The sequence below is a fragment of the Ruegeria sp. N10 genome, assembly GCF_056531545.1.
In genome coordinates, this window is the sequence record NZ_JBQFLY010000004.1 from 273,101 (window position 1) to 289,452 (window position 16,352).

13 protein-coding genes are annotated in these 16,352 nt (G+C 58.0%); 2 read left to right on the forward strand and 11 right to left on the reverse strand.

The genetic code is table 11. From position 1 onward, the window contains the following. Nucleotides 1-130: 130 nt before the first annotated feature. Together glpD and ACR0JI_RS08690 are read left to right on the forward strand one after the other, a co-directional pair. Nucleotides 131-1,717 carry a glycerol-3-phosphate dehydrogenase gene (gene glpD / locus ACR0JI_RS08685; RefSeq protein WP_480493351.1) on the forward strand — a complete coding sequence of 529 codons (1,587 nt, stop codon included), beginning with the start codon at nucleotides 131-133 and terminating at the stop codon, nucleotides 1,715-1,717. 195 nt (nucleotides 1,718-1,912) lie between these two features. Beyond that, nucleotides 1,913-2,458 (forward strand): DUF2087 domain-containing protein, encoded by a 546-nt coding sequence (locus ACR0JI_RS08690; RefSeq protein ID WP_480493350.1) that lies wholly within the window; start codon nucleotides 1,913-1,915, stop codon nucleotides 2,456-2,458. Nucleotides 2,459-2,500: 42 nt separating this feature from the next. Here the strand turns inward: ACR0JI_RS08690 and ACR0JI_RS08695 are convergent, their stop codons facing one another. From ACR0JI_RS08695 to ACR0JI_RS08745, 11 genes are all read right to left on the reverse strand, one after another. After that, complete coding sequence (locus ACR0JI_RS08695; RefSeq protein WP_480493349.1) at nucleotides 2,501-5,638, reverse strand: efflux RND transporter permease subunit; 3,138 nt, start codon at nucleotides 5,636-5,638, stop codon at nucleotides 2,501-2,503. Nucleotides 5,639-5,641: 3 nt separating this feature from the next. Further along, nucleotides 5,642-6,799: an efflux RND transporter periplasmic adaptor subunit gene (locus ACR0JI_RS08700; RefSeq protein ID WP_480472361.1), complete on the reverse strand. Its 1,158-nt coding sequence runs from the start codon at nucleotides 6,797-6,799 to the stop codon at nucleotides 5,642-5,644. 249 nt (nucleotides 6,800-7,048) lie between these two features. Further along, nucleotides 7,049-8,767: a methionine--tRNA ligase gene (gene metG / locus ACR0JI_RS08705; RefSeq protein WP_480472363.1), complete on the reverse strand. Its 1,719-nt coding sequence runs from the start codon at nucleotides 8,765-8,767 to the stop codon at nucleotides 7,049-7,051. Nucleotides 8,768-8,973: 206 nt separating this feature from the next. After that, nucleotides 8,974-10,194 carry an MFS transporter gene (locus ACR0JI_RS08710; RefSeq protein ID WP_480472365.1) on the reverse strand — a complete coding sequence of 407 codons (1,221 nt, stop codon included), beginning with the start codon at nucleotides 10,192-10,194 and terminating at the stop codon, nucleotides 8,974-8,976. Nucleotides 10,195-10,274: 80 nt separating this feature from the next. Continuing rightward, a complete protein-coding gene (locus ACR0JI_RS08715; RefSeq protein WP_480493347.1) occupies nucleotides 10,275-10,871 on the reverse strand; it encodes a YceI family protein in 597 nt (198 codons plus the stop codon). Further along, on the reverse strand, nucleotides 10,868-12,082 hold the full coding sequence (locus ACR0JI_RS08720) for an MFS transporter (RefSeq protein ID WP_480493346.1): 1,215 nt from the start codon (nucleotides 12,080-12,082) through the stop codon (nucleotides 10,868-10,870). The genes ACR0JI_RS08715 and ACR0JI_RS08720 overlap by 4 nt, the downstream gene beginning before the upstream one ends. A 62-nt stretch (nucleotides 12,083-12,144) precedes the next feature. After that, the gene (locus ACR0JI_RS08725; protein WP_480493345.1) at nucleotides 12,145-12,765 is read right to left on the reverse strand and encodes an ImuA family protein; all 621 of its coding nucleotides are present in this window, start codon (nucleotides 12,763-12,765) and stop codon (nucleotides 12,145-12,147) included. Between the two features lie 48 nt (nucleotides 12,766-12,813). Continuing rightward, complete coding sequence (locus ACR0JI_RS08730) at nucleotides 12,814-13,395, reverse strand: retropepsin-like aspartic protease family protein (protein ID WP_480493344.1); 582 nt, start codon at nucleotides 13,393-13,395, stop codon at nucleotides 12,814-12,816. 42 nt (nucleotides 13,396-13,437) lie between these two features. Next, complete coding sequence (locus ACR0JI_RS08735; RefSeq protein ID WP_480472375.1) at nucleotides 13,438-14,058, reverse strand: MarC family protein; 621 nt, start codon at nucleotides 14,056-14,058, stop codon at nucleotides 13,438-13,440. Continuing rightward, complete coding sequence (locus ACR0JI_RS08740; RefSeq protein ID WP_480472377.1) at nucleotides 14,055-14,447, reverse strand: ACT domain-containing protein; 393 nt, start codon at nucleotides 14,445-14,447, stop codon at nucleotides 14,055-14,057. Before ACR0JI_RS08740 ends, ACR0JI_RS08735 begins: the two co-directional genes overlap by 4 nt. After that, entirely contained in the window at nucleotides 14,444-16,294 is a 1,851-nt protein-coding gene (locus ACR0JI_RS08745; protein WP_480493343.1) for an ABC-F family ATP-binding cassette domain-containing protein, read from the reverse strand. Before ACR0JI_RS08745 ends, ACR0JI_RS08740 begins: the two co-directional genes overlap by 4 nt. Nucleotides 16,295-16,352 lie beyond the last annotated feature (58 nt).

Here is a 16,352-nt window from a genome sequence, read left to right on the forward strand (position 1 = left end):
GTTTTGCAAGAACGGCATGCGAAAATTTCAGATCAGTGTTGTAAAACGAAAAAATTCGAACATAAACATTGACCATACGAAGGATGTTCTGGCAAATGCCTATCATCCATCCTGACAAGGAATCATTGGCATGCAGTCAGCGGACGTTCAGATAACGGACCTTTTTATCATCGGTGGCGGGATCAATGGTTGCGGCATCGCACGGGATGCTGCTGGCCGCGGGCTGTCAGTTGCTTTGGCAGAGATGAATGATCTGGCTTCAGCGACGTCATCAGCCTCGACCAAATTGTTTCATGGCGGGTTGCGCTATCTGGAATATTTCGAAATCCGTCTGGTCCGTGAGGCCCTGATCGAGCGTGAAACCCTGTTGCGCGCGATGCCGCATATCAGCTGGCCGATGCGCTTCGTGCTGCCATACCATAAGGACATGCGGTTTGACTCGGAAACGCCGACCTCACGGCTGCTCAGCACGGTCATGCCGTGGATGCGCGGGCGGCGTCCGGCCTGGCTGATCCGGTTGGGTTTGTTCATGTATGACAATCTGGGTGGTCGCAAAATTCTGCTGGGCACCACGTCGCTGAACTTGCGATCGGCACCAGAAGGCGTCCCGCTACAGGACACGTTCGAAACGGCATACGAATATTCTGATTGCTGGATCGAAGACTCGCGGTTGGTGGTTCTGAATGCCCGCGACGCCGAGGCGCGCGGTGCGCAGATCATGGTGCGAACCGAGGTGATTTCGGCCGAGCGGTTGGACGACCTTTGGCAGGTATCACTTCGTGATCGCAACAGCGGCGAAACCCGTCTTGTCCGGGCCAGAATGCTGATCAATGCGGGTGGCCCTTGGGTCGGGGACATCATCCAGACCAAGATCCGTGTGAACTCACGCGAGGGTGTTCGGCTTGTTCGGGGCAGCCATATTGTGACACCCCGGCTGTATGACCACGACAAGTGTTATTTCTTTCAGGGCGAAGACGGCCGCATCATTTTCGCCATTCCGTATGAGCAGGACTTTACCCTGATCGGCACAACGGATCAGGATCATCCGGACCCTGACACGAAACCCGTCTGTACCGAGGTCGAACAGGAGTATCTGTGCGCCTTCGCATCGAAGTATTTCATGCGCCCTGTGACCCGCGAAGATGTTGTGTGGACCTATTCCGGTGTGCGGCCGCTTTATGACGACGGTGCCAGCAGTGCCACCGCAGCAACGCGAGATTACACGCTGAAAGTCGATGCGCAGGGTGGGGCGCCTGTTTTGAACGTGTTTGGCGGCAAGATCACCACCTATCGCAGGCTCGCGGAAAGTGCTCTGGAGAAGGTTGGTGAATTCTTTCCGAATATGCCGGGCCCCTGGACCGCTGGTGTGGCGCTGCCGGGCGGTGACTTTCCGGTTGACGCTGTTGAAGCCCTGACTGATCAGCTTCAGGCCGCGTATCCGTTTCTGGGTGCCGCCTGGGCTGCACGCCTGATCAGGGCCTATGGAACCGAAGCAACAGATGTCCTTGGGGATGCGCAACAGCTGTCTGATCTGGGTGAGGATTTTGGCGCAACCCTGACCGCGCGGGAAGTCGCGTGGTTGATGGACAAGGAATATGCACGGACCGCCGAAGATGTCGTCTGGCGGCGCAACAAGCTGGGCCTGCGACTGAATGCCGAGCAGAATGCGCGGATCGACGGCTGGATGACTGAACGGCTGGCCCCCGGCTCGACCTGATCCATCTTTCTATCCTCTTGGCGCGTGATGAGTGTTGTGCTAGCCGTTGGATACGGTCGGCAGACACCGAGGCGTCGCTGCTCTTACCCAGAGTGCTAAACCTGCCAGTGTATGTGAAACTATCGCAACCATCAGGGCGTTGTTTCGTCAAGTCAGCGACCAACGATCGCGCAAAACGCCCGATATGGATTTGTGATGAGCAAAACTCCTGTACCCTTGCACGCCGATGATCTGACCGGATTCGTGCGTATCCTGTCCCAACAACTTGGCGACTCCAGCCCGTCGCACCTGACCCTGATGAATATGGTCGCCCGTGCCGCCGGGTTTCAGAACGTGCAACATATGCGCGCCACCAGTGCCGCTGCCCGGCGGACCGAGGCCCGCCCGAAACAACCAGTTGCTGACATGCGCACGGTTGAGCGCACATTGCACCTGTTCGACGGGCAGGGCAGACTTCGGCAATGGCCGTCAAAACGATTGGTGCAGACTTTGTCCTTGTGGGGGCTCTGGTCTGCGGTACCGGCAGCCGCGGTGCTGCAAGAGGGTGACGTCAACGCGTGCCTCAATGCCGAACATTGTTTTGATGACCCTGCAACCCTGCGCCGGACCATGATTTCCTGTGGGCTGCTGACACGGAACCGGGATGGATCGGATTATCGCCGGGTCGAGCAGGCACCGACACCAGAGGCAAAGGTGGTGATCCACGAACTCTCTGAACGTCGGCGGGGAAGAACAGACTGACGCCAGAAAAAAGCCCCGCTGATGGGCGGGGCTTTGATCGGATCAGGCCGCTTCTTCTGAAGGGCCGGGATCGTTTTTGCTGCCTTTCAGCCACTCACGCATGCTTTGCATCAGGGCGTAGAGGACAGGCACCACGATCACGCCTACCAGCGTCGCGGCCAACATGCCACCGAACACGGCGACACCGATGGCTTTTTGGCTGGCCGCACCCGCACCATTGGCAGCCAGCAGCGGTACGACGCCTAGCAGGAAAGACAGGGCGGTCATCATGACAGCGCGGAACCGCTGATGAGCTGCCTCGACGGCAGCGTCCTTGATCGAAAGACCCTTGGCGCGCTGTTCCATTGCAAACTCGACGATCAGAATGCCGTTCTTCGAAGCAAGGCCCACCAGCATGATCATACCGATCTGCGTATAGAGGTTGATGTCACTGCCAACGATGGCAACCGCGGCCACCGCCCCGAACAGGGCCACGACCACAGACAGCAGGATCGAGACCGGCATAGTCCAGCTTTCATACTGTCCAACCAGAAACAGGTAACCGAATAGGATAGCCAGCCCCAGAATGACGATCACCAAGCTGCCGGACGCCAATTGTTGTTGTGCCGTTCCCGTCCATTCGAACGAGTATCCCGGCGGCAGAGCCGAAGCAGAGACCTCTGTCATCGCGGTGATCGCATCGCCGCTGGACAGGCCCGGCGCTGGCACCGCTGTCACCGTTGCCGACCGGAAAAGGTTATGTCGCTTCAGCAGAACCGGCCCCAAAACGTTTTCCACGTCAATCAGGGTACCCAGTGGCACCATGTCGCCCTTCTGTGAACGCACATAGAGGCTGGCAATGTCATCGACATTGTCGCGATAGCTGCCTTCCGCCTGGATCATTACGCGATAGACGCGACCAAACAGGTTGAAGTCGTTGACATAATACGACCCCAGCTGGGCCTGCATGGTCTGGAAAATCTCAGCCACCGAGACGTCCAGTGTCTTGGCTTTCTCGCGGTCCAGGTCGACGAAAAGTTGCGGAACGTTGGCACGGAATGTCGTATAGGCTTGCCCGATCTCGGGTCGTTGGTTGGCCGAATAGACAAACGACCCCACAGCCGATGCCAGATCCTGCGGTGAACCGCCGCCGGTTTGCTGCACCTCCATCTCGACCCCGGCCGACATGCCGAGACCCTGAATTGGTGGCGGGTTGAAGGCAACGGTCGAGGCTGCGGTCTCATTATTCGCGATGGCCAGCACCTTAGCCAAAATGGCTTCGGCGCTCAGGTCTTCCTCCTGCCGTTCGCTCCAGTTGTCGAGGTTCACGAAGATCGCAGCGCCGTTGGTGATTGTGCCGTTCAGCAATGAGAAGCCATTGATCAGAACGGTGCTGGACACACCCGGGATCTCGCGTATCTGGTCATCAAGGCGCTTTGTCACGGCCTCGGTCCGTTCCAGCGTCGCGGCGTCAGGCAGTTGTACGTCAACAAAGAGATAACCATTGTCTTCCAGCGGGATAAACCCAGCTGACGTGTTCGACATGATTGCCCCTGTTCCCATGCCGAGCCCAACCACGATGGCTAGCGCGATAGCCGGAAAGACAAGCAGTTTGCGAACAATGGCGACATAGCCATTGCGAACGCCACCAATGAGATTTTCGAACAGCGCAAGCAGCCCCTTGGGTGGCCCCGAGCGGGCCTTAAGGACCAGCCCACACAGCGCGGGCGACAGTGTCAGCGCGTTGATGGATGATATTACAACAGCGGTCGAGATCGTAACAGCGAACTGAGAGTACAGCCGCCCGGAGATACCCGGCATGAAGGTCACCGGTACGAACACCGCCAACAGAACCAGTGTGGTCGCGATGACGGGGCCGGTGATCTGCCCCATAGCCTTACGGGTGGCTTCGGCTGGGGGCAGCCCCTCATCAGCGATGATGCGCTCGACGTTTTCGACCACGACAATGGCGTCATCGACCACGATGCCGATGGCCAAAACCAGCGCAAACAGCGAGATCGTGTTCAAAGACATGCCGAAGGCCAGCAAGAAAGCAAACGTGCCGATCAGTGAGACCGGGATGGCAACCGCCGGAATGATCGTCGCGCGCCAACTTCCCAGGAACACAAAAACGACCGAGATCACGAGGGTAAAGGTCAGGATCAGTGTCGATACGACGTCATTCAAAGAAGCTTCGACAAAGTCTGTCGTGTTAAAGGGGACATCATACTCCACATCCGTCGGGAATGCGCGGGACAGCCGCTCCAGTTCCGCCTGCACGCGCTCTGAAACGGCCAGGGCGTTTGCGCCGGGGGCCTGATAGATACCGATCACGGTGGCGGGCACGGACTGAAAATAACCGGACGCCGAGTAAAACTGTGCACCAAGCTCAACCCGGGCGATGTCCCTTACGCGGACAATTGCGCCGGCATCTCCGGTACGGATCACGATGTTGCCAAATTCTTCGGCTGACGTCAGTCGCCCTTTGGACTTGATCGTGTATTGAAAGGTCTGGCCTTCGGGAACAGGCGGTGCACCAATCGAGCCTGCGGACACTTCGATATTCTGTTCGCGGATCGCGTTGATCACATCGCCTGGTGTGATGGACAGGGCTGCCATCTTGTCCGGGTCCATCCAGACCCGCATGGCGTATTCCAGGTTGGTCAGAACATCAGCCTTGCCCACGCCCTGCACACGCGCCAGCGCATCGCGCAGGTTGATCGAGGCATAGTTGGAAAGAAACACGCTGTCATAGGTGCCGTTGGGCGAGGTCAGCGTGACCAGCATCAGCATGTTGGTCGACGATTTTTGTGTGACAACGCCCGAAGATGTCACTTCGGCGGGCAACGACGACATTGCCTGCGCCACCCGGTTCTGCACGTTGACCGAGGCGATATCGGGGTCGGTGCCAACTTCGAAGGTTACGTCCAATGAATACGAGCCGTTGTCAGACGATCTGGACGTCATGTAGATCATGTCGTCCACACCGTTGACCTGCGCCTCGATCGGTGCGGCAACAGTGTTTTCCACTGTTTCCGCATTTGCGCCGGTATATTTGGTGGATACGTTGACGACGGGCGGGGTAATGTCAGGGAACTGCGCGACCGGCAGCACCAGATAGCCGATGCCACCCATGATGGTCAGTACCAGCGAGATGACAAACGCCAGCTTTGGCCGGCTAATGAACAGGGCTGAGAACATCGTTTATTCTCCCGGCTGTTCAGAAGCGAAGACCGCGTCAACGGCCACGCCGGGGCGGACCCGTTGCAGGCCCTCGACAATCACGCTTTCGCCCTCACGCAAGCCTTCCGTAACGATGATGGCAGTACCTTCCGTGTTGCCTGTGGTGATGTATCGCTGCTCCACCATCTGTTTGTCGTTTACTACAAGAACAAAGTCACCACGCTGGTCGCGTTGCAGTGCAGCTTGCGGCACCAGAACTTGCAGGGTTGGTTGCAGCGCTTCAATCTGCACATTCACGAATGCACCATCCAGGATCAAACGGTCGGCATTTTCGAACTGGGCGCGCATTGTGATCGCACCGGTTAACGGGTCGATACGATTGTCAACGAATACGATCCTGCCTGTTTCATCCAACTTGGTTCCATTTGGCAGCGTAATATGCACATTGGGGCTTTGCGGGCTGTCAGCAAGAGAAGCGGAATTTGCGCCAACGGTCTGAAGAACCGAAGTGAAAAGTTTTTCGTTCAGCGAGAAATTCACATAGATTGGCGTCTCGCTGACAATGTTCACCAGTGGGGGGTTGGTCGGGCCGACCACATCACCGACACTGGTGGTGATGCTGCCGATACGCCCATCAAAAGGCGCGTGGATCTGTGTATAGCTGAGGTCCAGTTCGGCCTGCTGGATCGCTGCATTTGCGGCCTTGACCTGAGCCTCGGCGACCAGTTCGTTTGCCCGCGCGATGTCACGTTCGGATTCAGGTGTCGCGTCGCGCTTGTAAAGCTCTTCCTTACGCGCCAGGTCAACCTTGGCCAACTCAAGATTTGCCTCGGCCCGGTTCAGATCAGCTTTTCGGGCCTCCAATGTCGCTTCGTAAAGGTCCGGTTCGATGGTGAACAACAGGTCGCCTTCTTTGACCGTTGCCCCATCCTCGACATTTCGGCTGTTGAGAAAACCGTTCACGCGGGCGACGATGTCGACCTTATTGATCGCCTGAGCGCGCCCTATGAAGGAAGCCTCGTCGGTGATTTCTTCGGTGTAGGCGGCCGCAATCGTAACTTTCGGTGCCGCTCCTTCGTCCTGTGCAGTTGCAGGTTGGGCCAGTCCCAGGGATATCAGCAATAATGCGGTGGCAATTGGATTGCTGGCCTGAGTTGGAAAAGGGAAAACTTGGGACATGGCGAAAGCCTCGTGCATTTCAGAAACAATTGGTGCCCATCCCGGCGGTCACAATCGCGCGAGTCGACAAAACTTGGTTGCAGGATGGCTTGTTTACCACGATTTCTCAAGCGCGATGAATCCCGAGGTGGTTCGCGATGACGCCAAAAATTTGTGCAACTAAGCTGGTTTAGGTGTCGGCCCGTTCCGAGGTGCCGAACGAAAACAGGGGCCAACGGCCCCCGTTTGAGCTTCCGAATATCTGGGTGGTCAGCCGCGTTTACCGGCGAATTTTGCCTGCCATTCTTCGCGCTGTTCGTCTGTGATCTTGGCGAACAGAACGTCTGGCACGGTAAAGTCGTGACCCGCGGGTAGCGCGTTCAACGCTGCGGCTACGTCTTCCGGCCAGCTGGTATCAAGCGTGTTCATGGCGCTTAGCATCTTGGCCGCAGCATCAGGGATGAACGGCGCGCTGAGCACGGCATAGAACCGGATCAGGTTCAGACCCAGACGCACCTGTGCAGCGGCCTGTTCGGGGTCTTCCTTAAAGGTTGACCACGGCGCCGCAGCTTGCAGGAATTCGTTGCCAGCCACCCAGATGGCCCGCAGCTCCTGAGCCGATTTGCGGACGTCCATTGCTTCCATATGCGCCTCATAGGCGCGGACACGTTTGGTAAGTTCATCGATCAGAGCGTTCTCACGCTCGCCAAACTCACCGCCTTCGGGCACCACCTCACCGAATTTCGAGCGGCAGAACTTGGTGATGCGGCTGACGAAGTTGCCCAGAACATCGGCCAGATCCTTGTTCACGGATTGTTGGAAGTTCTCCCACGTGAACTCGCTGTCGCTGCTTTCCGGTGCATGGCTCAGCAGCCACCACCGCCAGTAGTCAGCTGGCAGAATCTCGAGCGCCTGATCCATGAAAACGCCACGACCCTGCGAGGTCGAGAACTGGCCGCCGTCGTAGTTTAGATAGTTGAAGGATTTCAGGTGGTCGACCATTTTCCACGGCTCGCCCGACCCGAGAATGGTGGCGGGGAAAGAAAGCGTGTGAAACGGCACGTTGTCCTTGCCCATGAACTGGACATAGCGCACATCGTTCGCGCCCTTGTCGGTGCGCCACCAGCGTTCCCACTCGGAATCGGGTTTCCCCGTGGAATCCGCCCATTCCTTGGCACAGGCGATGTATTCAATCGGCGCGTCGAACCAGACATAGAAGACCTTGCCTTCCATACCGGGCCAGTCCTGATCGCCTTTCTTGACCGGAACACCCCAGTCCAGATCGCGGGTGATCCCCCGGTCTTGCAGCCCGTCGCCGTCATGCAGCCATTTCTTGGCAATGGATGTGGTCAGGATCGGCCAGTCAGTTTTGCTGTCAATCCAGGCATCCAGCTGATCCTTCATCGCCGATTGGCGCAGATAGAGGTGCTTGGTCTCACGCACTTCCAGATCGGTCGAGCCCGAAATGGCCGAGCGCGGTTCAATCAGGTCGGTCGGATCCAACTGCTTGGTGCAGTTTTCACACTGGTCGCCACGTGCGTTCTCATACCCGCAATTGGGGCAGGTACCCTCGATATAGCGGTCGGGAAGAAAACGACCATCCGCGTTGGAATAGATTTGCTTTTCCGTGACTTCACGGACCAACCCGGCCTCATCCAGCTTTCCGGCGAAATGTTGGGTCAGCTTTTTGTTCTGCTCGCTGGATGAACGGCCAAAGTGATCAAAGCTCATCCCAAAACGCTTGGCGATGTCGGCCTGAATTTCGTACATGTCCGCGCAATACTCGGCCACAGGCTTTCCAGCTTTAGCAGCGGCCAGTTCGGCCGGGGTGCCGTGTTCGTCGGTGGCACACAGGAACATGACCTCGTTCCCCCGGCCACGCTGATAGCGTGCATACAAGTCGGCAGGCAGTTGCGAGCCGATCAGGTTGCCGAGGTGCTTGATCCCATTGATGTATGGGATTGCCGAGGTGATGAGAATCCGAGCCATATTCCGTTTCCGCATATCTAACTGCGCGTTCGTCTAACCTATGTCACCGCTCAGCAAAAGCCCGGTTTCGTAGATGACTGGAATAACTCTGATTTGTGACGCGCCCCTGATGGGACGACCAAGCCGCCGATGGCCGTTGCAATACGGTCAGATTGTAGTCAGCCAATTCGCAGACTCTCCGCAATGCAGGGCTGCGGGCTCGCTTTTCATTCCTCGCGGGCGCGTTTCAGCAACCTTCCGACCGTAAAGGATGTACGCGGTGCGTAGACGTAATTGGTTCTTTCCGCGGGTGTTGGACGCGACCGCATTCGGGCCAGGCCGAAGCCGATCAGGAATACGTGGCCGACCGCGACAAATGCAAACAGCGCGCTGGGTCCAAAATCCTGGATCAGTGTTGATGTGATATAGGGTGACGCAATTGCCCCCAGCGCGTACCAGAACATCAGGGCGGCAGACAACTCGACCCTCTGCTCGGTTGTCGCAAAATCGTTGGCATGTGCGGATGACACCGAAAAGATCGGGAATGTCGTAAACCCAAAAAGCCCTGCTGCCAGCATGACACCGACAGTTCCCGTGTCGCTTGCCGCCATTGTGACCCCGCAGCTTAGTACCGCCGCGACCGAAAGCCAGATCAAGACCCAGCGCCGGTCGTACTTGTCAGCGAGCCACCCCATCGGATACTGCGCCAGTGCCCCGCCCAGAACGAAAGAAGCTAGGAAGAAGGCGATTTGATCCACTCCCAGCCCGACTTCCTGACCGTAGACGGGCCCGACCATTCGGAAAGATGCTGAGCTGAGTGCAGAAACAATGACGCCTGCTACGGCCAATGGCGAACTGTGCCACGCCAGTTTCGGGCGCAGGCGGGGGGCGTCAGGCGTCTTCGGTTGACTTGCGCGTGTCAGCGTCAGCGGCAGCAACGAGGCGCAGCACAGGATCGCCAAGAGGTTGTAGGATACATACGAGGCGGGTGGCAGGACAGCGATGATCAACTGAGCACTCAGCGAGGCACCCATATCGACGATGCGATAGGTGCCCATGGCTCGTCCACGTGTCTCATTGGTTACTTTTGCATTCAGCCAGGCTTCGATGACGGTATAACAGCCTGCCACACATGTGCCCGAGGCGATGCGCAGCGCCGCCCATACATAAGGATTGTCTGTCAGGGTGTGGCCGATCAACCCCATCGCGCCCAGCGCTGTGCATACGGCAAATGCGCGGGAATGCCCGACGCTGCCCATCAGTCGCGGCGCCCACCAGCAACCTATGAAAAAGCCAAGAAAATGCGCCGAACCCAGCATACCGATCTGTTCGGTCGAAAAGCTTAACGTGATCCCGGAGATGGCATCCAGTGGCCCGACGCCGCCTGTTGAAAGCTGAAGCAGAATGACCGACAGAAACAGGGCGGCAAATGAAATGATCGTGCGCATGGTTTTCTCAGATAGGCGGCGTCACCGGACAATGCGCGCAACTATTCGACTTTATCCAGTCGTTTTTTGCTTTTTGTCAGTCAGGTTGCTCGAATGATCTCGGCACGAATGTCCAGCCCAACATGTTGTCCTACCAGATCGGGATAACCCGAGGCACCGAAATCGTGCCGGTTCAAAGTCCCGATCAAACCTATGGACAGGCGGCTCAGGTCGTTCGCGGCTGTACCAGGCTGGCGGTACAGGTTGGCTTCCAAGGTTATGGAGTGCGTCAGACCTCGGATAGTCAGTTCTCCCTTGACACGAGCGCCATTCGAAATGCGCCCATCCGCCCCCAATTGAATGTCAGTCGATACGAACTGAATTGTCGGATAGGTTTCGGCGTCCAATACACTGGGGCCGAGCATCGGCATGCGGGCAAAGGGCAAGCGGGTTCTGGCCTTGGTAACGTCCAGCACCACCGTGACCCGGCTGTTTTGCAGGCGTTGCGTGTCAATTTCCACGTTCGCGTCCCGGATCGGCATTGATCCGGTCTGGGGAATGCCGGAGAGGTCATAGGTAAACCCGACCCGGGTGCCGTTCGGTGACAAATTGTATGGCTTCAAGGCGGCCTGCACCGTATGGGCCAAAGGCAGAGCCGCCATCCCCGTAAGTACGAAGCGGCGGGTCAGGTGTGTCATGCCATGACCGTGTCCCGTCTGGGGCGGGATCTTTTGATCAACATCAGAACGATGGCAATGTTCAAGCCGTTCCAAAGAATGCCGTTGACGAAAGCCAGTTGGTAACTTCCGGTGACATCGTAAATCCAGCCTGACATCCAGCCACCAAGCGCCATGCCAAGAATTGTCATCATCATGACGAATCCGACTCGCGCGCCGGCTTCTTGCGGCGGCATGTATTCGCGGACAACCAAAGCGTAGCTGGGCACGATGCCACCCTGCGCCAGACCGAATAGCAAGCTGATCACATAAAGTGAGACCATCCCGTCATACGGCAGGAACAGGAACAGCGCGATGCACTGCAATACAGAGCCGATCAGAAGTGTCATGACGCCACCGAGACGGTCGGCCAACAGGCCCGAGACGATACGGCTGGCGACGCCGCCCAGTAGCATCAGCGATAGCATCTCAGCCCCCACTGCGGGGCCGTATCCCAGCCCAACGCAATACGACACGATATGGACCTGTGGCATGGACATCGCTACGCAACATCCAATGCCGGCCAGACCAAGAATGTACTGTAACACGCGTGGTGAAACACCGACACTGCGTGCGTTGATCCGGGCTGTGGCCGCGGCTGTGTCGTGCGCCTCGATTGGGACCTTGCGGCGCAACAACAAGGACAGGGGGATGACAACCAGCAACGTCAGAGCCGCCAATGTCAGATAGACCTGTTGCCAGCCGTCGCGTGCCAGAATACCGGACAGCAGAGTAGGCCAGATTGCCCCAGACAGGTAATTCCCGCTGGCCACCAGTGCGACGGCGATTCCACGCCGTTTCATGAACCAGTGCGAGATATCGGCGATCAAGGGCCCAAATCCGATCGATGTTCCCAGCCCGACCAGCAGATGCGCCGCGGATAGTAGCGTTATATTCGGGGCTAGCGTTGCCAATAGATAACTGAAGGCGCTTAAAACAGCAGCGCCGATCAGGGCGCGTGTCACACCCAGCCGGTCCACCAGTTGCCCCAGCCACATATTGCCCAGCGCAAATCCAATCATCGTAAGTGTATATGGCATCGAGGCTTCGGCGCGACCGGCGCTGAATTCTGCTTCGACGGCGGGCATGACCACGATTACAGCCCACATTCCCACATTCGCCACAGTTGCGATGGCGAGCGTGATCAGAAGGCGTATCCAGGAATAGCGGCTGTCATGGATCGGATGGCTCATGCGGCGACGCTAGGGTGCGATCCAGAGTTTGGCCAGTCACATCTTGCGTGATCCTTGCGGCTTCACGTCAGAATGTCCTCTGTTTCAATGCGTTTCAGGTGCAGACCGGTGCGGGCAGCGGTCTGAGTGGCTTGCCAGCTGACCGGGGGCAGGGCGCGGGCGCGGCGGCGGGTCAGGGTCCAATGCCTGGCATCCCCCTGATGGGCGGCGGCCATGTGCCAGCGTGTCTCAACCCCTTGTGCGCCGCCATCACCGGGCGTCAGCAGCAGGCCAAGCGGGGCATGGCCCATCGTGCCGCCTTGTTCTGCGGCCAGATGCATCCGCCGCACTGGTGTCAGCCCCGGCGCGCCGGGCAGGTCGCCTATGATCAGCGGGATGGCTCCGCTGCGCAGCGCCTCTTCAATACACCATAGCAGATCTTCGGCGCGGGTGGGATGGACGAACAGAAAACGCGCCGGATCAGCAAAGGCCATCATTCCGTCGGGATTCAGTTGGGCGGGCTCCCACGCGGGGGAAATCCACAGCACGGGCCCCTGTGTCTGACCGGCCAGCCAGATGGCAAAGCTGCGCCGGGCGGGGCCGCAAGCCTCGTGCACGCGGCCCGGTTGCAGGGTGATCTGCGAATGGAGATTTACCCCCGGTACCTGACGCGCAGGTTTGTGGCCAAGAAGCTGAGCAGACATGCCTGCAAGCTATCATGTTCCACTTTTGTTCTCAAGGGGTGAGGAGCATTAACGGGACAAGATCAGCTTGCCATCCGCAAACTGAATGCTTGAAAAACGGTGCAGATATTCCATCCCCAAAAGCGATTTATCCAGCTCACCCTCGTTGACCCAGGCCGAAACGTTCTGATCCGTAATGGGTCCTATCGTCAGGGTCTCAAGCCGCACCGGCGCGGTACGCACCTCACCGTTTGCAGTCAAGGCGCGCCCGAAATAATTCAGCTGATCGGGATCAATGCCTGCCCGTTTGGCATCCTGCGCGTTCAACACGATCTGGCTGGCACCGGTGTCGACAAGAAAGGTAATCAGCTCACCATTCACCAGAACCGGAAGGTAATAATGGCCGTCATAGGCGCGGGGAACCTCAACCGAGTTTCCGGTGACACTCATCTGCGGTGCGGGACCGACCGAGGAGCGAATATCCTCCCACAGGCCGACCAGTGCGATGACCCCGACGAATATGAACACCCATGCCATAACCTGCTGGAATGTCTTGCTAAGCGACTGCCGATTATGCGTGACAAACCACATCAGCAGCGCCGCCCCCAGCAGGGCCAGATAGATCAGGCGTCCAATGTCGAAACTGTCCATGCGGTTACCCGGAAATCCCTCTAACCTTGTGAATATGGGGATTTAAGATGCAAATCCAAAGGCCTTGAGGCCATCGAGAATAAACTGAACAGACAATGCAGCCAGCAGCATCCCAAGAAGCCGGGTCAACACGTTCAATCCGGTTTTCCCCAAAAGCCGTGCCACGGCCCCTGATGAAAGATACATCACAAAAACCATTGCCAGAACGACCAGCATAACGCCGATGACCACGGCCAGGCCCTGAATGCCGGGATGTTGACCGGCCAGCAGGATCATAGTGGCAATCGCACCGGGCCCTGCAATCAGTGGGATACCCAGTGGAAACACAGACGGGTCCGGATGTTCTTCCTCTTCGGCGCTGTTTTCACGACGTTTGGTCCGGCGTTCAAACAGCATGTCGAGCGCGGTCAGAAACAGCAAAACACCCCCCGCAACACGAAACGCCTCCATCGAGATGCCGACAAATCCCAGCAGCGCTTCGCCGAAGGCCGCGAACATCGCCAGAATGCCGCCAGCAGTCAGGCACGCGCGAACAGCGACAGAGCGGCGCGTGTGCCAATCCATGTTCTGGGTCAGGGCCACAAAAATCGGCGTTTGCGCCGGTGGATCAAGAACCACGAAAAGCGTTGTGAACGCGGTGATCAGAAATGCGGTGTCAATCACTCTTTGCTACTCTGTTGCAGATGTTTCAAAATTCTCAGGGCGTCTTCGGCCAGTCCGGACGGAACATAAACATGATCGTGGTGATAGCCCGCAACCATGTTTGCCGGAATTCCGGCCTGTGCCAACGCCCCCGAGACTGCAGCGGTCAGACCCACGCCTTCCAGCGAGGAGTGCACCTGAAGCGTGATACAGCGCATAGCGACCGCCTCTTTTGGTGCGCAATTGATCGGAACGACTAAAGACAGCCCTTCGGCCTCGACGTAACTGGCGCGTGTCCCGTCGGGCCAGTCCATATCTTCGGGCCAGACTACAAATGCGAATTCTCCGGGTTGAATTTCGGGATGCATTCCCGCGATCATTGCTTTGGTTTCAACGACAGGATCGCTCATACCGTTTCTGCCTGTTCCAGTCGCTCAGCAGCGGCGATCCAAAGCGCTTCTGCTTTTTGCATAGCCTCGACCACCTCGGCGAATTTGCGATTCCAGATTTCCAGATCGTTGATCTTGTCGTCTTCGTAAAGCGTCGGGTCGGCCAGTTTTGCCGCGAGCTTGTCGTGCATCTCTGTCAGTTTCTCGACCCGGTCCTCGCATTTGCGCAGGTCCGCCCGCAATGCCAGCATGGTATCGCGCGAGGCGCGTTTGGGCTTCTCTGTTTGTGGCTTTTCTTTCACCGGTTTGTCACGCGCCAGCAATAGGGCACGATAGGATTCAAGGTCACTGTCATAAGATTTGACCGTACCGTCCGAGACCAGCCACAACCGATCGGCAACAAGCGACAGCAGGTGCATGTCGTGGCTGACCAGCACGACAGCACCCGAATAGGCGGTCAGCGCTTCGACCAGCGCCTCACGGCTTTCGATATCCAGATGGTTCGTCGGCTCGTCGAGGATCAGCATATGTGGTGCGTCGATGGTTGCCAGCAGCAGCGACAGGCGCGCCTTCTGCCCACCCGACAGGCGGCCAACCTCGGTTTCCGCCTGAGCCGCGTTCAGGCCGAACCCCGCCAGACGCGAGCGCCACTTGCCCGGCGCCTCGTCCGGGCGCAGGCGGCGCAGGTGGTCCAGTGGCGTTTCGTTCACATAAAGCTCGTCCACCTGATGCTGAGCGAAATACCCGATGCGCAGCTTGTTGCTGCGGGTCATCTTGCCTGCCATCAGGGGCAGGCGGTCTGACAGCAGTTTGGACAGGGTCGATTTACCCTGACCGTTCTTGCCCAGCAGCGCGATGCGGTCATCCTGATCGATGCGCAGGTTCAGGCGGCGCAGTACTTCGGTTTCGCCATAACCCGTCACACCGCCTTCAATCTGGATGATCGGTGGCGACAGTTCCTCGGGCTCGGGGAAGGAAAACGCACGCAGCGCGGCCTCTTGCGGGGTTGAGACCAACTGGATGCGTTCAATCATCTTCAGGCGCGATTGGGCCTGTACGGCTTTTGACGCCTTGTAGCGGAAGCGATCCACAAAGCTTTGCAGGTGTGCGATGCGGGCCTTGGCCTTTGCATTCTCGGATTCCGCCTGCGCTAGACGTTCCGCCCGCCGTTCGGCGAATTTGTCATAAGGCACGGCGTAATAGGTGAGTTTGCGATCCTCCAGATGCAGGATCGACCCTACGGCACGGTTCAGCAAGCCCCGGTCATGGCTGATGATAATGACCGTGTGCGGATATTTCGCCAGATAGCTTTCCAGCCATAGCGCGCCTTCAAGATCCAGATAGTTGGTCGGTTCGTCCAACAGCAACAAATCCGGTTGCGAGAACAAAACCGCCGCCAAGGCCACGCGCATCCGCCAGCCACCGGAAAAATCCGAGCAGGGGCGCAATTGGTCTGCGTCGTCAAACCCCAACCCCTTGAGGATCGAGGCCGCGCGGGCTTCGGCCGACCAGGCGTCGATATCGGCCAGCCGCGTCTGGATTTCGGCAATTCGCGTGGGATCTGTTGCGTTGCCAGCCTCGGCCATCAGGGCGCTGCGCTCGGTATCAGCGGCCAGAACAGTGTCGATCAGCGAAACGTTGGACGAGGGGACCTCTTGCGCGACCCCGCCAATGCGGTCGCGCTTGGGGACCGTAATATTGCCCGATTCCAGCGCCAGCTCCCCGCGGATCAGGCGAAAAAGCGTGGTCTTTCCCGTGCCATTCCGGCCCACAAGGCCAACCTTGTGACCGTCTGGTATGGTTGCGCTGGCGCCATCAAACAATGGGCGGCCTTCAACGGCATAGGTGATGTCTTCGATCCGTAACATGGAGCGCTCTTAGCAGAGGTGTGATGCCGCCGCCAGCGGCTTGGCATTTTCAAGTGTC